Source organism: Noviherbaspirillum agri, assembly GCF_054780595.1.
Window position 1 is genome coordinate 127,235 of record NZ_BAAGWA010000008.1, and the last position, 18,150, is coordinate 145,384.

At 55.7% G+C, this 18,150-nt stretch carries 18 protein-coding genes, 1 tRNA gene and 1 pseudogene; 10 read left to right on the plus strand and 10 right to left on the minus strand.

Annotated elements, in window-relative coordinates:
• The first annotated feature begins 5 nt into the window (after positions 1-5).
• The 4 genes from ACYVIA_RS15045 (at position 6) to maiA (ending at position 3,067) form a co-directional block, all read left to right on the plus strand.
• Complete coding sequence (locus ACYVIA_RS15045) at positions 6-776, plus strand: ABC transporter ATP-binding protein (RefSeq protein ID WP_460842132.1); 771 nt, start codon at positions 6-8, stop codon at positions 774-776.
• Positions 776-1,501, plus strand: a complete 726-nt coding sequence (locus ACYVIA_RS15050) for an ABC transporter ATP-binding protein (protein WP_460842135.1) — start codon at positions 776-778, stop codon at positions 1,499-1,501. Before ACYVIA_RS15045 ends, ACYVIA_RS15050 begins: the two co-directional genes overlap by 1 nt.
• Before the next feature lie 137 nt (positions 1,502-1,638).
• Positions 1,639-2,334 carry a fumarylacetoacetate hydrolase family protein gene (locus tag ACYVIA_RS15055; RefSeq protein WP_460842137.1) on the plus strand — a complete coding sequence of 232 codons (696 nt, stop codon included), beginning with the start codon at positions 1,639-1,641 and terminating at the stop codon, positions 2,332-2,334.
• Positions 2,335-2,410: 76 nt separating this feature from the next.
• Positions 2,411-3,067 carry a maleylacetoacetate isomerase gene (gene maiA, locus ACYVIA_RS15060; RefSeq protein WP_460842139.1) on the plus strand — a complete coding sequence of 219 codons (657 nt, stop codon included), beginning with the start codon at positions 2,411-2,413 and terminating at the stop codon, positions 3,065-3,067.
• A gap of 323 nt (positions 3,068-3,390) precedes the next feature.
• Here maiA and ACYVIA_RS15065 read toward each other — a convergent pair whose 3' ends face one another.
• Together ACYVIA_RS15065 and ACYVIA_RS15070 are read right to left on the minus strand one after the other, a co-directional pair.
• Complete coding sequence (locus tag ACYVIA_RS15065) at positions 3,391-3,582, minus strand: hypothetical protein (protein ID WP_460842142.1); 192 nt, start codon at positions 3,580-3,582, stop codon at positions 3,391-3,393.
• Between the two features lie 171 nt (positions 3,583-3,753).
• Positions 3,754-3,828, minus strand: a tRNA-Arg gene (locus ACYVIA_RS15070).
• A 155-nt stretch (positions 3,829-3,983) separates the two neighbouring features.
• Here ACYVIA_RS15070 and ACYVIA_RS15075 point away from each other — a divergent pair.
• Positions 3,984-5,891 (plus strand): ATP-binding cassette domain-containing protein, encoded by a 1,908-nt coding sequence (locus ACYVIA_RS15075; protein WP_460842144.1) that lies wholly within the window; start codon positions 3,984-3,986, stop codon positions 5,889-5,891.
• A gap of 19 nt (positions 5,892-5,910) precedes the next feature.
• Here ACYVIA_RS15075 and ACYVIA_RS15080 read toward each other — a convergent pair whose 3' ends face one another.
• Positions 5,911-6,750, minus strand: a complete 840-nt coding sequence (locus ACYVIA_RS15080; RefSeq protein WP_460842146.1) for a SirB1 family protein — start codon at positions 6,748-6,750, stop codon at positions 5,911-5,913.
• 72 nt (positions 6,751-6,822) lie between these two features.
• A complete protein-coding gene (gene murJ / locus ACYVIA_RS15085) occupies positions 6,823-8,373 on the minus strand; it encodes a murein biosynthesis integral membrane protein MurJ (protein ID WP_460842148.1) in 1,551 nt (516 codons plus the stop codon).
• Positions 8,374-8,487: 114 nt separating this feature from the next.
• Between murJ and rpsT the strand changes: the two genes are divergently transcribed.
• Positions 8,488-8,751, plus strand: a complete 264-nt coding sequence (rpsT, locus tag ACYVIA_RS15090; protein ID WP_460842150.1) for a 30S ribosomal protein S20 — start codon at positions 8,488-8,490, stop codon at positions 8,749-8,751.
• A 174-nt stretch (positions 8,752-8,925) separates the two neighbouring features.
• Here the strand turns inward: rpsT and ACYVIA_RS15095 are convergent, their stop codons facing one another.
• Both ACYVIA_RS15095 and ACYVIA_RS15100 read right to left on the minus strand, forming a co-directional pair.
• Positions 8,926-9,378 carry a DUF192 domain-containing protein gene (locus ACYVIA_RS15095; RefSeq protein WP_460842151.1) on the minus strand — a complete coding sequence of 151 codons (453 nt, stop codon included), beginning with the start codon at positions 9,376-9,378 and terminating at the stop codon, positions 8,926-8,928.
• A gap of 71 nt (positions 9,379-9,449) precedes the next feature.
• Positions 9,450-10,007 carry a pseudouridine synthase gene (locus ACYVIA_RS15100; RefSeq protein WP_460842153.1) on the minus strand — a complete coding sequence of 186 codons (558 nt, stop codon included), beginning with the start codon at positions 10,005-10,007 and terminating at the stop codon, positions 9,450-9,452.
• A gap of 367 nt (positions 10,008-10,374) precedes the next feature.
• On the opposite strand from ACYVIA_RS15100, the gene icd reads away from it, so the two are divergent.
• Complete coding sequence (gene icd / locus ACYVIA_RS15105; RefSeq protein WP_460842253.1) at positions 10,375-11,628, plus strand: NADP-dependent isocitrate dehydrogenase; 1,254 nt, start codon at positions 10,375-10,377, stop codon at positions 11,626-11,628.
• Positions 11,629-11,851: 223 nt separating this feature from the next.
• Here the strand turns inward: icd and cspE are convergent, their stop codons facing one another.
• A complete protein-coding gene (gene cspE, locus ACYVIA_RS15110; protein WP_460842154.1) occupies positions 11,852-12,055 on the minus strand; it encodes a transcription antiterminator/RNA stability regulator CspE in 204 nt (67 codons plus the stop codon).
• Positions 12,056-12,393: 338 nt separating this feature from the next.
• Here cspE and clpS point away from each other — a divergent pair, with 338 nt between their 5' ends.
• Positions 12,394-12,702, plus strand: coding sequence for an ATP-dependent Clp protease adapter ClpS (gene clpS / locus ACYVIA_RS15115; RefSeq protein ID WP_460842156.1), 309 nt, complete (start codon positions 12,394-12,396; stop codon positions 12,700-12,702).
• Positions 12,699-14,999 (plus strand): ATP-dependent Clp protease ATP-binding subunit ClpA, encoded by a 2,301-nt coding sequence (clpA, locus tag ACYVIA_RS15120; RefSeq protein WP_460842159.1) that lies wholly within the window; start codon positions 12,699-12,701, stop codon positions 14,997-14,999. The genes clpS and clpA overlap by 4 nt, the downstream gene beginning before the upstream one ends.
• Before the next feature lie 89 nt (positions 15,000-15,088).
• Here the strand turns inward: clpA and ACYVIA_RS15125 are convergent, their stop codons facing one another.
• From ACYVIA_RS15125 to aat, 3 genes are all read right to left on the minus strand, one after another.
• Positions 15,089-16,126 carry a quinone-dependent dihydroorotate dehydrogenase gene (locus ACYVIA_RS15125; protein WP_460842162.1) on the minus strand — a complete coding sequence of 346 codons (1,038 nt, stop codon included), beginning with the start codon at positions 16,124-16,126 and terminating at the stop codon, positions 15,089-15,091.
• 98 nt (positions 16,127-16,224) lie between these two features.
• The gene (locus tag ACYVIA_RS15130) at positions 16,225-16,959 is read right to left on the minus strand and encodes an arginyltransferase (protein WP_460842165.1); all 735 of its coding nucleotides are present in this window, start codon (positions 16,957-16,959) and stop codon (positions 16,225-16,227) included.
• Between the two features lie 80 nt (positions 16,960-17,039).
• Complete coding sequence (aat, locus tag ACYVIA_RS15135) at positions 17,040-17,762, minus strand: leucyl/phenylalanyl-tRNA--protein transferase (protein WP_460842166.1); 723 nt, start codon at positions 17,760-17,762, stop codon at positions 17,040-17,042.
• Between the two features lie 207 nt (positions 17,763-17,969).
• Here aat and ACYVIA_RS15140 point away from each other — a divergent pair.
• A pseudogene (locus tag ACYVIA_RS15140) lies at positions 17,970-18,113 on the plus strand (ammonium transporter); the annotation flags it as partial.
• Between the last annotated feature and the right edge of the window lie 37 nt (positions 18,114-18,150).

Here is an 18,150-nt window from a genome sequence, read left to right on the forward strand (position 1 = left end):
AATCCATGAGCGAACAAGTCATTCTCAATATCTCAGGGGTCAACAAGCGCTTCGGCGGCCTGCAGGCTTTGTCGGATGTCAGCATCAAGATCCTGCGCGGCCAGATTTATGGCCTGATCGGTCCGAACGGTGCCGGCAAGACCACGTTCTTTAACGTCATCACCGGGCTGTACCAGCCGGATACCGGCAACTTCGAACTGGCGGGCAAACCGTATTCGCCGTCTGCACCGCATGAAGTCGCGAAGGCAGGCATTGCCCGTACCTTCCAGAACATCCGCCTGTTCGGCGAGATGTCTGCATTGGAGAATGTGATGGTCGGCCGCCATGTGCGTACCAAGCAGGGTGTGTTAGGTGCGGTTTTCCACCACAAGGCCGCGCGCGAGGAAGAGGCGGCAATCCGCCGCCGCGCGATGGAATTGCTCGACTTCGTCGGCATTGCACAGTTCGCGCACCGTACCTCCCGTCACCTGTCCTACGGCGACCAGCGTCGCCTCGAGATCGCGCGTGCGCTCGCGACCGAGCCGCAACTGCTGGCGCTCGACGAGCCGGCAGCCGGCATGAATGCCACCGAAAAGCTCGCCCTGCGCGAACTGCTGGTCAAGATCAAGGCGGAAGGCAAGACCATCCTGCTGATCGAACATGACGTGAAACTGATGATGGGCCTGTGCGACCGCCTGACGGTTCTGGACTACGGCAAGCCGATTGCGGAAGGCGTGCCGGCCGAAGTGCAAAGCAACCCGGCTGTGATTGAGGCGTACTTGGGAGGTGGCCACTAATGAGCGAAAACATTCTGAAGATTAGCGGCCTGAAAATCGCGTACGGCGGCATCCAGGCCGTCAAGGGTATCGACCTCGAGGTGAACAAGGGTGAGCTGGTCACGCTGATCGGTGCCAACGGTGCGGGCAAGACCACGACGCTCAAGGCGATCACCAGCACGCTGCCAGGCTGCAAGGTGGAAGGCGACATCCAGTACGTCGGCCAATCCATCCGGAGCATCAACTCGTTCGAGCTGGTCAAGCGCAATCTGGCGATGGTGCCGGAAGGCCGCGGCGTCTTTACCCGCATGACGATCCTGGAAAACCTCTTGATGGGGGCATACATCCGCAACGACAAGGGCGGCGTCAACGCGGATGTCGACAAGTGGTTTAGCGTATTCCCGCGTTTGAAGGAACGCTCCGCGCAGCTTGCCGGCACCTTGTCCGGTGGCGAACAGCAGATGCTGGCCATGGCACGCGCGCTGATGAGCCATCCGAAGCTGCTGCTGCTGGATGAGCCGTCGATGGGCCTGTCGCCGATCATGGTGGAAAAGATCTTCGAAGTCGTGCGCAACGTGTCCGCACAAGGCGTGACGATCCTGCTTGTCGAGCAGAACGCCAAGCTGGCGCTGCAGGCGGCACATCGCGGCTATGTGATGGATTCCGGCCTGATCACGATGAGCGGCAACGCCAAAGACATGCTGGACGATCCGAAGGTGAAGGCAGCTTATCTCGGCGAAGGCTGATCACCGGCTGCGGCCCTGTATGCAGAACCGCCTTGTTCGCTTGTTCGACAAGGCGGTTTTTGTTTTTTGGGCCGGCTGTCGTCCACTTCATGCACAAGGCGGCGATGTCATAATCTGTTGAACAAAGGAGCTTCGTCATGCAATTTGTTTTCCCCCCGCAGGCCGTTGCCGCCGTGCCCGTCGCCGGTAGCGACGCCTTGTTTCCGGTGCATCGGATTTACTGCGTCGGCCGCAACTATGTCGAGCATGCAAAGGAAATGGGTGGCACCGGTAGGGAAGCGCCATTCTTCTTCATGAAGCCGGCCGATGCGGTATTGCCTGTTCCACACGGAACCACGGGCCAGATGCCTTATCCCAGCCTGACCAGCGACCTGCATCATGAAATCGAGTTGGTCGTTGCGATAGGCAAGGGCGGAAAGGACATTCCGGCATCTGAGGCGATGCAACATGTCTGGGGCTATGCCATCGGGCTTGATATGACGCGTCGTGACTTGCAGGGCGAGGCCAAGAAGCTGGGCCGTCCGTGGTGCACCGGCAAGGCTTTCGATCATTCGGCTCCTATTGGTCCGATTCACCCGCTTGCGGAGACCAGCATCATTAGCAGCGGCGAAATCCGCTTGAACGTCAATGGGTCGCCACGGCAGAAAAGCACGATCGACAAACTGATCTGGAACGTGTCGGAAACCATCGAGCATCTCTCCAAATACTACGCGCTCCAGCCTGGCGACCTCATCTTCACCGGTACGCCGGAAGGCGTGGGTGCGGTCAAGCAAGGCGATCTGCTGGAAGGTGCCATCGATGGGCTCGGCGCACTGCGCGTCAAGATTGTTTAGCCAGTAAAGGCATCAATTTCGGGTTCAGGCAGTTCGTGTCACTGACGGCGACTGTTCTTTTGCGAAGGGGGGCGGCATGAAGCTCTACAGCTATTTCCGGAGTTCAGCGTCTTATCGGGTGCGCATTGCACTCAATCTCAAAGGGCTGCCATATGAGACCGTGCCCGTGCATTTGTTGAAGGATGGCGGGCAGCAATTCAGCTCTGAATACAAAACATTGAATCCGGATGCACTGGTGCCCGCACTCGTCGACGATGTCGAAGGCGTGGCCGCTGTACTGACTCAGTCGCTCGCCATCATCGAATATCTTGAAGAGGCGCATCCGACCCCGCCTTTGTTGCCCCGGGGCGCCGTGGACAGGGCATACGTACGCAGCATTGCTTTGTCCATCGCATGCGACATTCATCCCTTGAACAACCTGCGCGTCCTTCGCTACCTGGTTCGTGCGCTCCGTATCGACGAAGACGCCAAGACTGCCTGGTATCGGCACTGGTGCGAACAGGGACTGGCATCGCTTGAAGCGGTGCTGGCAAAGGATCGGCGGGTTGGGATTTTCTGTTTTGGCGATTCGCCCACGCTGGCCGATTGCTGCCTCATTCCGCAAATTGCGAATGCGCAGCGCTTTAATTGTGACTTGTCAGCGATGCCGACGCTCCTGCGGATCAGCGACGCGTGCCTCGCACTGGACGCCTTTGCCAAGGCGTCGCCTGCTAACCAGCCGGATGCGGAATAAATGGTATGCGTCAGCCAGAAACGACGGTTCAGAATCTTTGCAGTACGAAAAGCGAAACGCTCCTCCGTTTTGGTTTCCGCCGGAGATTCGTCACAATCCTTCTTCGCGCATTCCGCGACACCGTTTGCTGCAGGAAGGTCTTCAACTGCTGACCGTAATCGACGATAGGTACTTCTCGCCTTGATTTTGATCAGTGGAAAAACTTCCTTACGGATCATGCACCTATGCGTGGTATAGGCCGGTTATCCACAGACTTGGCCACAGTTTATGTGGGCAATTGTGGAAACGTGAAGTGACGGTTCACACATTCCCAAGCGTGGCGATCATGGTGCAGAACGAGGAATGATGAGCTTGCCCAAAAGCTCGATTCGTTGTTTAACTTCCGAAGGCGGCGGAAGATCCGCGCTTATCTCCGCGGAGTCCGGATCCGGGTCGATCAAGGACTCATCAATTGGCAGCGATGCGGAGGCATCCTGATCAAGTGGCTTGGCAGACTCATTACCCATTGTCGACATCTGTCACTCTTTCGGTAATAGTAAGACCCCATCGTACTACGACGTCGCCTGTAACCATTGAGATTGCTCATCCACGGCTTAAGCTGGCGGAAGGGGGTGTGGAAGCATGAGAGGCGGAAGCTCGAGGAGGGCTGTCGAGCCAAGTCGGTTTCATGCAAGGACGATGGGAATTGGTCCCGCCGACAGGAATCGAACCTGTATCTAGCGCTTAGGAGGCACTCGTTCTATCCATTGAACTACGGCGAGACGCTGGAGTGAACGCGGTAATACCGCGTCACGCCCGAGATTATAGCCGAGACAATGGCGGGAATTCACTGTCTTCAGAACACTGTCGGTACAATGCGTGCTTCGTCTTCATCTTCCTGCACGCTGCCGGCGTAGAACGGGCAGCTTTTCCAGCTATGGCACTCATCTCCCTCACTAATGCACAGCTCGCGTTCGGGCATGTCGCGCTGCTCGATCATGCCGAATTTTCCCTGGACCCGGGAGAGCGCGTCGGCCTGATCGGCCGCAACGGTACCGGGAAGTCTTCCTTGCTGAAGATTATTGCCGGGATTGCCAAGCTCGACGACGGACTGCTCGTGATGCAGCAAGGTATCAAGATCGCTTATGTCGAGCAGGAGCCGCAATTCGGCGGTGGCATGACGGTTTTTGACGCAGTTGCTTCCGGCATTGGTGAGACAAAAGAACTACTGTCGGAGTACGAGTCGCTCACCGCCCGATTGGGTAGCGGCGACGACGAGGCAATCATGGAGCGCATGCACACAATCCAGGCCAAGCTTGACGCGGCAGATGCATGGAACCTGACGAATCGTGTTGAGACGATTCTTGCTCGCCTGAACCTGGATAAGAGTGCATTGATCAGCACGCTTTCCGGCGGCACGCAAAAACGTGTTGCATTGGCGCGCGCACTCGTTGGGGCTCCCGACGTGCTGCTTCTGGACGAGCCGACCAATCATCTCGACTTTACGTCGATCCTCTGGCTTGAAGCGCTCCTGCGCGACTTTAAGGGAAGCATCCTGTTCATTACGCATGACCGCTCGTTTCTCGATAACGTTGCGACGCGTATTGTCGAGCTCGACCGTGGTCGCCTGCTGTCTTTCCCCGGAAATTTCAGCGCCTACCAGACGCGCAAGGCCGAGCAGCTGGAAATCGAAGCAATCGAGAATGCAAAGTTTGACAAGTTCCTCGCGCAGGAAGAAGTGTGGATCCGCAAAGGCGTCGAGGCGCGACGCACACGCAATGAGGGCCGGGTCCGTCGTCTGGAGGAATTGAGGCGGGCGCGCAGTGCACGGCGCGACCAACAGGGTCAGGTCAAGCTTGAGGTATCGGCCGGCGAGCGCTCCGGCAAGATCGTCGCCGAGTTGCTCCATGTCGAAAAACGATTTGGCGACAAGGTGATTGTGCGCGACTTCAGCGCTACGATCATGCGCGGCGACAAGGTTGGCCTGATCGGGCCGAACGGCGCCGGCAAGACGACACTGCTGAAACTGATCCTCGGCGAAGAAACGCCGGACGCTGGTAGTGTGAAGCAGGGCGCTCGGCTGCAGGTCGCCTACTTTGACCAGATGCGCGCCCAGTTGAACGAGGAGGCGAGCCTGGCCGATACCATTTCTCCCGGCAGCGACTGGGTGGAAATCAACGGGCAGCGCAAGCATGTGATGACTTATCTTGCTGACTTCCTGTTCGCACCTGAGCGGGCACGTTCGCCCGTCAAATCGCTCTCCGGGGGGGAACGTAACCGCCTGTTGCTCGCCCGTCTGTTTGCCAAACCGGCGAATGTGCTGGTACTGGACGAGCCAACCAACGACCTCGATATCGACACGCTGGAGTTGCTGGAAGAGCTGCTCGAGGACTACGCCGGCACCGTGTTCCTTGTCAGCCACGATCGCATGTTTCTCGACAACGTCGTTACCCAGGTCATCGTTGCTGAAGGCAATGGGTTGTGGCGCGAATATATCGGCGGCTATTCCGATTGGGAGCGCGTGCGTGACACCACATCGCAGCCCGTTGCAAAACCAGCGCCAAAAAGTGAAAACAAGCCAGCGCCCAAGGATGCCGGCACAGCGCCGGCCAAGACCAAGAAACTCAGTTACAAGGATCAGCGGGAACTTGAAAGCCTGCCCGGGCTGATTGCGCAGCTGGAAGAGGAGCAGAACGCGATTTCCGAGCGCCTGGCTGACCCGGACTTGTATCGCCAGCAGCCTGATGAAGTGCAGCGGCTGAATCAGCGCTTCGCGGAAATCGATGAACTCCTGATGGAAAACCTGGAAAAGTGGGAAGCCATCGAGGCCAAGGTCAAGGGCTGAGCCTCAGAGTAGACCGGCTTCAGTTCAGCCGTCGCGTCGCTGCGCGCAGTTCTGGCAACTTGCTGCGCAATACCTCTGCATCCGGCGCGTAGGGGCGTTCCGCAAGATAGGCCTCAAGATCCTCGAGAGCGGCCTGCGGGCATTCGAGATTTGCAAAGACGAGTCCGCGATCACGGCGCTCGGTGATTTCATCCGGCAGAAGAATGAGAAGGCGCTGTTGCACGCCCAGCACACGTTGCCACCGCGTATGTTCCAGGAATAGGGTCTTCAGGTTCCGCAGCATCCGCACCAGGATTTCGCGCGGATGAGCGGCGTGGAGGTAATACGAGAGCGGGATCGCGCCGGGGTAGCTGTGCTGCTCGAAATACGGCTCAAGACGCTCTTCTAGCTCTTCACGTGACAGACTCGCGCCATTGAACGGATCCAGGACGATATCGCCGGACTGGATGGACAGCTTCATCAGGAAATGGCCGGGAAAGGAAATTCCTTTCACGTTGAGACCAATTTGCTGGGCCAGTTCCATATAAAGCACCGCTAGCGAAATCGGGATGCCCCGTCGCGTGCTGATGACCCGGTGCAGATAGCTATTGTCCGGGTCGTAATAGTCATTCACATTGCCGGCGAAGCCGAGCTCGCGGTAGAAGAAGTGATTCAGCAGGCGCAGTTTCTGCACATTGGATGCATCGGGCGCAAGCCGTCGCTGCAGTTTCGCTGCAAGCAGATCGACTTCCAGTTGCGTTGCGGCCAAGTCAAGTTGCGGGTCGACGTCTTGCGCAATTGCCAACGCGGCTTCAAACAGCGGGATGGAGTCATCCTGTTGAACCAGTGAAGCGAAGTAATCGAGGGCGGTGATCTCCATACAGTAACCATCATAAACCATGGCCGCACCAAATAAAGGGCGGCACGGCAAGGTCGGCTACATGGAGATCAATTAAACGGATACACGCTTGAAGTCCTGAAAGCGAAATCCCATGGCGAACAGAGCGCCGAAATACGTAATGCCGCACGCAAGCATGACGACGGCCAACGCGCCAACGCGCTGGAGGGGGTGTGCCTGCAAGGTAATCCAGTTAAAGTGCCCTGCAGTCCAGAGCGCCACGCCAGCCAAAAGGAAGAGTGCACCGGTTATCTTGAGCAGGAACAGTCCCCAGCCGCGGTGTGCGCTGTAGATCCCACGTCGCCGCAAGCCCCAATAGAGGAATGCAGCATTCAGGCAGGCGCCTAAACCAATGGAGAGCGCAAGGCCGGCATGGGCGATCCAGGGGACGAATACCAGATTCATTAGCTGTGTGGCGATGAGTACCCCGACAGCGATCTTGACCGGAGTTCGAATGTCCTGCTTTGCGTAAAAACCCGGCGCCAGAATCTTCACCAGGATCAGCCCGATCAGCCCGACGCCATACGCTATCAACGCACGTCCCGTCATTGCCACTGCCTGCGTGTCGAACTTCCCATAGTGAAACAAGGTTGTCGTCAGCGGCTCGGAGAGCGTCGCCAAGCCGACTGCAGAAGGTAACGCGATGAGGAAGGTAAGGCGTAGCCCCCAGTCCAGTAACGAGGAATACTCAGCCTGGTCGCCGGTAGCATGCGCCTTCGAGAGACTGGGCAGAAGAATCGTCCCAAGAGCAACACCCAACAACGCGGTCGGGAATTCCATCAGCCGATCGGCGTAAGACAGCCAGGAAACGCTGCCGTTTTCCAATCGTGACGCAATATTGGTGTTGATGATCAGGCTGATCTGAGCAACGGACACTGCAAAGATCGCGGGACCCATCTGCTTTAATACGCGACGCACGCCCGGATCGTGCAGTGGGGACGTGGGATTGAGGCCAATGCGCGGCAACATGCCAATCTTGTATAACGCCGGAACCTGGATTGCCATCTGCAGAATTCCGCCCACAACTACAGCCAATGCAAGCGCATAGACAGGCTGTTTCATGTAGGGCGCCACCAGCAGTGATGCAGCGATGAACGACAAATTGAGCAAAACAGGAGTAAAGGCGGGAACGCGAAATTGCCGCCAAGTGTTGAGGATGCCCCCCGCCAAGGCAACAAACGCCATGAAAGCAATATAAGGGAACATGATGCGGGTCATCAGCACCGACGCGGCGAATGCTTCTGGCTCGGACTTCAAGCCTGTCGCGATGAAATAGACGACCATCGGTGCGGCCGCCACGCCAATTACGCACGTCAGCAGGACCGCCCAGACCAAAGCCGTTGCAACATGATCGACAAGATCCTTGGTAGCAGCTTCGCCTTTCTGGTTCTTGTACTCGGCGAGAATGGGGACGAAGGCTTGGGAAAATGCCCCTTCGGCGAAAAGCCGACGCAACAAGTTCGGGATACGGAAGGCCACGAAGAAGGCATCCGTAAAGGCAGATGCTCCGAATGCACGCGCAATCAGCAGTTCGCGCAGCAGTCCCGTCACGCGGGAGAGCATGGTCATCCCCGAGACAGTGAGAAGGGTTTTATGCAGATTCATGGAGGGCGATTATAGCGGATTGCTCATTTCCCAAAAAAACGTTATAATCCGCAGCTTTACAGAATTCTGCCTCGCAACTGCGAACGCAAACCGATTTCGTCTTAGGAAATATTCATGGCAAATACCGCACAAGCGCGCAAACGTGCTCGTCAAGCAGTCAAGCAAAACGCTCATAATTCCAGCCAGCGTTCCACGCTGCGTACGGCAATCAAGGCTGTGCGCAAAGCGATTGAGGCGGGCGACAAGGCTGCAGCATCGCAAGTGTTCCAATCTTCCATTTCGACGATCGACCGTATCGCGGACAAGAAGATCATCCACAAGAACAAGGCTGCACGTCATAAGAGCCGTCTGGCAGCAGCCCTGAAAGCACTGGCCTAATCATATTGCTTCATCTCCTGCAGGATGTTGTCCTCAGGAGATGGTAAAAAACAAAAGACCCGCGCGATATCATGTCGTGCGGGTTTTGTCGTTTGGTCTTGTGGTGCAGTGCGGCTGGTAGAAGGGGGAAAAGATTCGCTGTTAGACCCCCGTCATTTCCTGCTCTGATGCTTCCTACCGTGGTAAGCCTTCAATTGCACTTCCCGGCTTGATGTTTTTCTGCTTGAACCATCCGCGGTTCATCTCCAGTGCATAACGGACTGGTTTCTTCGCGCAGTGAGAATCGGTCGTTTGCGGCTCCATGTCTTCAATATTGACGATCTTTCCGCTGTCGTCGATAAAAGCCACTGATAAAGGGATGAAAGTGTTCTTCATCCACATGCAGACACTTGCCGGGGCAGGAAAAAGAAACAGCATTCCCTCATTGGGTCCCATTTTTTCTCGATACATCAGTCCTTGCTGACGTTCAGCCTCCCGCGCCGCAACTTCAGCCTTGATGACGTGAATTCCGGCGGTCAAGGACATAATCGGGAACCTTGCAGTCTGTTGACTGCTGGCTGGTGTTGCAACAAGTGCTAACGCCAGTGCAAAGAAAGCAGAAGTGGAAAAAACTGAATGGTTGGTCATGTAAGGTTGGTCATGTGAGCTTTGGTTAAAAGAATTTGGCGAAGAGCTTAACCGATATATGTTCAATGAGGTCAGCCAAGTTTACGGACTGACACTTCGCGCCACTCCCCCGGCCAAAGAGGATACTTCGCTAACGAAAAAGGGCCAATCGCAATCCTGATCAAGCGTAATGTCGGCAGCCCGACTGCCGCTGTCATCCGGCGAACCTGACGGTTCTTCCCTTCCGACAGGATAATCGACAGCCAGCTGGTGGGAGAATTTGCCCTGCTTCGAATTGGTGGGTTCCTTTCCCAGAGCCATTCCGGCGTCTGTACCAGTTTCGCCTCGCATCCTTGTGTCACAAAGTCCCCAAGATCAATCGGCTGCTGCAGTTTTTGCAGCGCATTCGCATCCGGTACACCTTCCACCTGTACCAGGTAGGTCTTGGACTGCTTACTCGCGGGGTGGCTTATCTTGTGCTGGAGCTTGCCATCATCCGTGAGAAGTACCAATCCCTCGCTGTCCGCATCGAGCCGGCCGGCCGGATAGATGTCGGGAACAGGGACAAAGTCGGCAAGTGTCGGGCGCGTCGGATGCGGAGAGAACTGGCACATCACTTGGAATGGCTTGTTAAGAAGTATGAGTGACATGCGATGAATGATGGCAAGGGCTGGGATAACTGACCCGGTATGGGGCTTACGGCAACGGTGATATGCGCTATAGATATATGTACTTCATACAAGCGCGCCCAAGGGCGCAATTTTACGCTTTGAATGTCGGACTTTAGTGACTAGTCTGTTAACTCTGTAAGAGGTCTGGTTGCTTCCGAAGTAAGACTTCGCCGTCGATGAGTTGGCGGGCCAGAAGTAGATTTAAAAAATATGGCATACAGTAAAATACTCGTGCATAATACGAAACGCAGTCTTATGTCTTATATAAGACCGAGTTCGCTTTAAAACAAAAATTTGAAGTAAATAACGGTCCTCTCTTTTCCTCCTCAACCCCCCGGAGCATATGATGTATCAACATATCAAAGTGCCTGCCGACGGCAAAAAAATAACCGTCAATGCCGACTTCTCGTTGAATGTACCTGACAACCCGATCATTCCTTACCTTGAAGGCGATGGTACCGGCGTGGATATCAGCCCGGTGATGATCAAGGTGGTTGATGCTGCTGTTGCGAAGGCCTACGGTGGCAAGCGCAAGATCAGCTGGATGGAAATCTACGCTGGCGAAAAGTCGACCAAGGTCTACGGCCCGGATGTTTGGCTGCCGGAAGAAACCTTGCAGGTACTGAAAGACTATGTTGTGTCCATCAAGGGACCGTTGACCACTCCGGTCGGTGGCGGCATCCGTTCCCTGAACGTCGCATTGCGTCAGGAACTCGACCTGTACGTCTGCCTCCGTCCGGTGCGTTACTTCAAGGGTGTGCCTTCGCCGGTGCGTGAGCCGGAGAAGACCGACATGGTCATCTTCCGTGAAAACTCCGAAGACATCTATGCCGGTATCGAATGGGCCGAGGGTTCCGATGGGGCGAAGAAAGTTATCGATTTCCTGATCAAGGAGATGGGGGTCAAGAAGATCCGCTTCCCGGAGTCCTCGGGCATCGGTATCAAGCCGGTTTCGCGTGAAGGTACTGAGCGTCTTGTGCGTAAGGCAATCCAGTATGCGATCGACAATGACAAGCCGTCGGTAACCTTGGTTCACAAGGGCAACATCATGAAGTACACGGAAGGTGGCTTCCGTGACTGGGGCTATGCACTGGCTCAACGTGAATTCGGCGCCGAGCTGATCGACGGCGGCCCGTGGTGCAAGTTCAAGAATCCGAAGACGGGTAAGGAAATCACCATCAAAGATTCGATCGCCGATGCATTCCTGCAGCAGATTCTTCTGCGCCCGAACGAGTACAGCGTCATTGCAACGCTGAACCTGAACGGCGACTACATCTCCGACGCGCTGGCAGCGCAAGTCGGCGGTATCGGTATCGCCCCAGGTGCCAACCTGTCCGATTCAGTTGCCATGTTCGAAGCAACCCACGGCACTGCACCGAAATATGCTGGCAAGGACTACGTGAATCCGGGTTCGCTCATCCTGTCCGCAGAAATGATGCTGCGCCACATGGGCTGGACTGAAGCGGCCGACCTGATTATCAGCTCGATGGAGAAATCCATTACGTCGAAGAAGGTGACGTACGACTTCGCGCGCCTGATGGAGGGGGCAACGCAGGTTTCTTGCTCCGGCTTCGGCGAGGTAATGATCGCAAATATGTAACGCGATTGCTTTGCTACGAGCTACGAAAAGGCCGGACTCATGTCCGGCCTTTTTTGTTTCCGTCTCATGATGTCGCTTGGGTGGCGGCACGCGTCGCTGCACCGATGTGTACAGCGACGGTAGTGAGAGTAATACACGAAGTGTGTAAAGAGTTCCTACGCATCGCAAGAGCAAAAAAAACCCCGCGAGGGCGGGGCTCTTTTGCTCTTGCTAATCGATGTGATTAGGGGGCTTGAATATTGGAAGCTTGCTTGCCTTTCGGGCCTTGCGTGACTTCGAATTGCACTTTTTGACCTTCTTTCAGGGTCTTAAAGCCTTGCATCTGAATTGCGGAAAAGTGGGCGAACAAATCTTCACCGCCGTCATCCGGAGTGATAAATCCGAAGCCTTTGGAATCGTTGAACCACTTGACGGTACCTGTTGCCATAAAAGCGTCTTTCAAATAATAACTAATCACACGAGCCGTAAAAGCAAGAAGCCTCGCGACACGCTGCCCCCTCTTATCACCTGCTCACTCCGTATTGACAATACCACAACCCCGTAGTTGTCAATCGATTCCATTGTTCCTGCAAAAATTATAAAAGTCAAGGCGGTTTCCCTGCGTGTTTTGACTTTTTACAACCTAATTGCGCATCGGAATTCTTGAATTATCCGGTTTGAGCTACACCTGCGAATTACGCAGAAAGGGCGTAATATCAAATATACCGACGGAATATCCTTTACTTTTTCGCATCATGCGGAAATTGAACGCTCTAGAATAGACGCATGGCAACTCAGCATGAAAACGGTACGGTAATTGCTAGACAAGAGCAGAAGCTCAAACCGCCGCCGATGTATCAGGTTCTGCTTTTAAATGACGACTACACTCCTATGGAGTTTGTCGTTGCGATTATTCAGGAGTACTTTAACAAAGACCGAGAAACCGCGACCGCGATTATGCTCAAGGTACATCGGGACGGAAAAGGTATGTGCGGCGTCTATCCGAAAGACATCGCGTCGACTAAAGTAGAATTAGTTTTAACCCACGCTCGAAAAGCAGGACATCCCCTGCAATGCGTGATGGAGGAAGCATGATTGCGCAGGAACTGGAAGTAAGTTTGCACATGGCTTTTGTCGAAGCCCGCCAGGCTCGTCATGAGTTCATCACAGTCGAGCATCTTTTGCTCGCGCTGCTGGACAATCCGTCAGCAGCCGAAGTGCTGCGCGCATGCGCAGTCAATATCGAGGATCTGCGCAAGACGCTGACGAATTTCATCAGCGACAATACGCCGACCGTTCCCGGGACAAGCGAAGTCGATACGCAACCGACGCTTGGATTCCAACGTGTGATCCAGCGTGCAATCATGCACGTACAGTCCGCATCGAATGGAAAGAAAGAAGTTACCGGCGCTAATGTCCTTGTCGCGATATTTGGTGAAAAGGATTCACACGCCGTGTATTACCTGCATCAGCAGGGTGTTACCCGGCTCGACGTGGTGAACTTCATCTCGCACGGTGTACGCAAGGATCAGCAAATCGATTCGCAGAAGACCTCCGAGGGAGCTGAGGAAGCCCAGGCGGAAGGCCAGCAGAAGGAGAGCCCGCTTGATCAGTTCACACAAAACCTGAACAAGCTGGCCGCGGAAGGCAAGATTGACCCGCTGATCGGTCGCGAAGCCGAGGTCGAGCGGGTGATTCAGACTTTATGCCGCCGTCGCAAGAACAACCCGTTGCTGGTTGGTGAGGCAGGTGTCGGCAAGACGGCAATTGCCGAAGGATTGGCATGGCGCGTGACGCAGGGCGATGTACCGGAGGTGCTGCAGAACGCCGTCGTCTATTCCCTCGACATGGGAGCGCTTCTGGCCGGAACCAAATATCGAGGTGACTTTGAGCAACGCCTGAAGGCAGTGCTGAAGCAGCTGCGCGACAACCCACACGGTATCCTGTTCATCGACGAGATCCACACGATTATCGGCGCGGGTTCGGCCTCCGGCGGAACGCTGGACGCGTCGAATCTGTTGAAGCCGGCGCTCTCGAGCGGTCAGTTGAAGTGCATTGGTGCGACGACGTATACGGAATTCCGTGGCGTTTTCGAGAAAGACCATGCATTGTCACGCCGCTTCCAGAAGATCGACGTCAACGAGCCGACGGTTGAGCAAACTGTGCAGATCCTGCGTGGCCTCAAGTCGCGTTTTGAAGAGCATCACGGCGTGAAGTACTCGGCATCGGCATTGACGTCTGCAGCAGAGCTTGCTGCGCGGTTCATCAATGACCGCCACTTGCCTGACAAGGCGATCGACGTTATCGACGAGGCGGGTGCAGCCCAACGTATCCTGCCGAAGTCGAAGCAGAAGAAAACCATCGGCAAATCCGAGATCGAAGACATCATCTCGAAGATTGCACGTATCCCACCGCAGTCCGTCAACCAGGACGATCGTGCAAAACTGCAGACGATCGACCGCGATTTGAAGAACGTCGTGTTTGGCCAGGATCCTGCAATCGAGGCATTGGGCGCCGCCATCAAGATGGCGCGTGCCGGCTTGGGCAAGACAGATAAGCCGATTGGCTCGTTCCTGTTCTCCGGCCCGACCGGTGTGGGCAAGACCGAGGTGGCGAAGCAGCTGGCCTTCATTCTTGGCATCGAGCTTATCCGGTTCGACATGTCGGAGTACATGGAGCGCCATGCAGTAAGCCGCTTGATCGGCGCGCCTCCGGGCTATGTCGGATTTGACCAGGGCGGTCTGTTGACCGAGGCGATCACCAAGAAGCCGCACGCGGTATTGCTGCTCGATGAAATCGAGAAGGCGCATCCGGATATCTTCAATATCCTGCTGCAGGTGATGGATCACGGCACGCTGACCGACAACAACGGTCGCAAGGCGGACTTCCGCAACGTGATCATCATCATGACCACGAATGCCGGGGCAGAGAGCTTGCAGAAACGTTCGATCGGCTTCACCGACAAGAAGGAAGCGGGCGACGAGATGGCGGATATCAAGCGTATGTTTACGCCGGAATTCCGCAATCGACTTGATGCCATCATCAGCTTCAAGGCGCTGGACGAGGAGATCATCCTGCGCGTGGTCGACAAGTTCCTGATGCAACTGGAAGAGCAGCTGCACGAGAAGAAGGTCGATGCGATCTTTAGCGAGAACTTGCGCAAGTTCCTGGCGAAGAAGGGCTTCGATCCACTCATGGGGGCCCGGCCGATGTCTCGCCTGATCCAGGACATGATCCGCAAGGCGCTGGCGGACGAGCTGTTGTTTGGTCGGCTTGTTTCCGGTGGTCGGGTGACGGTGGACCTGGACGAGAAAGAGCAAATCAAGCTCGAATTCCCTGAAGGGGATACATCGCCACCGCCTGCGCCTGAGGAGACGCTGGAAGTCGAGTAAGCAACGTAAGCAATACGTTAAAAGCGAAAAAGCCCGAATCGTCGAAAGCGATTCGGGCTTTTTATTTTGGTGGCCTTGCAGTGAAAATCTTACTTTCGCAGTGCCGCAGTACATTCCTTGATCAGACCCGGCCCGCGATAAATCAGGCCTGTATAAAGCTGGACCAGCGATGCCCCGGCCTCAATTTTTGTCTTCGCGTCTTTCCCGGACAGGATGCCGCCAACCCCGATGATCGGGAGTGCCTCTCCTACTTCGGCCTTTAATGCGCGGATGACTGTGTTGGAGAGTTCAAATACAGGGGCGCCTGACAATCCGCCGGTTTCCTCGGCATGCGGAAGACCTTTCACTGCATCCCGCGTGATCGTCGTGTTCGTTGCGATCACTGCATCCATCTTGTGGCGGACAAGCGCTGACGCGATGCTCTTGATCTGTTCGCTGTCGATATCCGGCGCGATCTTTAATGCAATCGGTACATATCGCTTGTACTTGTCGGCGAGGCGTTGCTGTGCGTCTTTCAAGCTTGACAGCAGCCCATCGAGTTCCGATGCGCCTTGTAGCTGGCGGAGGTTCTTGGTATTTGGCGAGGAGATGTTGACGGTTACGTAGCTGGCGTAGGGGTATACCTTCTCCAGACAATGCAAATAGTCGTCGGCCGCACGCTCAATCGGCGTATCCGCATTCTTGCCGATGTTCAGGCCCAGGACGCCTTCCTTGTTCTGGTAGAAACGGGATGCTTGTACATTGGCGACGAAAGCATCGACGCCACCATTGTTGAATCCCATCCGGTTGATGACTGCATTTGCCTGAGGAAGCCGGAAAATGCGCGGCAACGGATTGCCGGGCTGCGGGCGGGGAGTGACAGTGCCGACTTCGATAAAGCCGAAGCCAAGTGCCGCAAGTCCATCAATATAGGCGCCGTCTTTGTCGAGGCCAGCCGCCAATCCTACCGGATTGGGGAAGGTTAAACCCATTACCTGGCGGGGATCCGCTGCAGGGCGGGCAATCAGCTTGGTCAGGCCGCATGCCGCTGCGCGTTTGAGTGATGGAAGAGTCAGGTTGTGCGCGGTTTCCGGGTCAAGCGAGAAGAGAAACGGGCGGGCAAGGGAGAAGAGGATCTTTTCGGACATAAGAGGCAAGAGTTAAACCGTCTGGAGTACACCGTCTGGCGCACGGTGCGGCACGCGAAGGCGCTATTTTACTCTTGCAGTATGTCAATGCGGCTGCATCAGTCGCTTGGCCGCCACTCTTCCCATTTGCCGAGCTGGAGTGCTTCCAGCGGCTTGAAATTGATTTTGTACGCCATCTTCGGGCTATCCTTGATCCAGTATCCGAGATAAACGTACGGCATATCCAGGCGTCGCGCCTGCTCGATCTGCCAGAGAACATTGTAGGTGCCGAACGAGGCTGCCGGCACGTCGGGATCGTAGAACGTATAGACGGAGGAGAGGCCGTCGTTGAGCACGTCGATAATGCTGATCATGCGAAGTGTTCCGTCGCTTTCGCGAAATTCCACCAGGCGGGTGTTTACTCTGCTTTGAAGCAGAAACTGGGCGTACTGGTCCCGGCTGTCCTGGTCCATCCCGCCACCGGAATGCCGCGCCGCCTGGTACCGCAAGTACAGTTCATAGTGTTCGGGCGCATACGCAAGGGTCGTTACCCAGGTACCGAGTTCTTGGTGCCGGGCCCACGCACGGCGCTGGCTGCGGTTTGGCGAAAAGTCACCGACTTTCACGCGGACGGGGATGCACGCATGGCAGCCGTCGCAATAGGGGCGGTAGGTGAAAATGCCGCTGCGGCGAAAACCGTTCTTGACCAGTTCGGAGTAGACGTCGGCGTTGATCAGGTGCGAAGGTGTCGCAACCTGCGATCGAGCCTGCTTCCCTTCCAGGTAACTGCATGGATAGGGAGCGGTGGCATAAAACTGCAGGGTGGAAAAAGGCAGTTCCTTTAGATGCGTCATGGTCGTCCTGCTGGCTGCGGTGCTGACAATGATACTTTACAGGGGGCGCACAAAGTGGCTCGAAGGCGACCGGCGCATGGTCAGAAGATGTCTACTGGCTTCCATAGTTCGATTTTCGGCTGATTGATTGCAATCTGAAGATGGGCAATAAACTCCTGGCGCGAAATCGGCGTTGCGCCCAGCGACGCCAGGTGGGAGGTCTCCTGTTGACAGTCGATTAATGCGACGCCGTTTTGGCGAAGGAATTGCACGAGGTAGGCCAGTGCAATCTTCGATGCATCGCTCACACGTGCAAACATCGACTCCCCGTAAAACATGCGACCTATGCAAACGCCATAGGCTCCGCCAACGAGGTGGCCGTCAAGCCACACTTCACTGGAATGCGCATATCCCTGACGATGCAAGTCGGTATAACCACGAACGATGTCCTCCGATATCCAGGTCCCCGCACCGCTCTTGCGCGGTGCAGCGCAGGCACGCATGACTTCCTCGAACGCCGTATCGAAACGGACTTGCCAATGACCGTCACCATGCATGCTGCGATGAACCTTCTTCAATGTCTTTTTCAGACTGTGAGAGATGGTAAAGCGTTCAGTAAACAGGACCATGCGTGGATCGGTGCTCCACCACAGGATCGGCTGGCCTTCGGAAAACCATGGGAAGATGCCCTGTCGGTACGCCTCCAGCAGGCGTGCTGCGGATAAATCTCCGCCTGCTGCCAGCAATCCGGGCGCACCATCTTCCTCCTTCAGAGCCTTCGAAAGATCGGGGAAGGGCGTCTCCGGCCCGAGCCACGAGATCATCGGCGCTCCTCAACGTCGTTCGAGCGGATACATGCCAGCCGTGGAAGGGACATCCAGTTGTTCATCTTTCCTGCATTTTCTGTGTCGACATCAACATGTTGGCGAAATGTTCCGGAGCAGAACGATTTTGCTCTCTTGTAGCGCCTCAATAAAGCTCCGCATATTGCGGGAGGTGTTTCAGCGACGAATCAAAGAGGTTGCCGATGCATTTTTGCGTTGCTCGACGCCATCCTGATCCTTGCCATGTGCGCCGGCTTTGCGTTTCTCGCGCATGGCACTGTGGACAAGGAAAACCACGTCCGCCTATTGGTCAAAATCTTAGTCGATTTTGCCGCTTCGACGAATGCCTGGATGGAAACATTTCAGCCGTAACAGCGACGCATCTCCT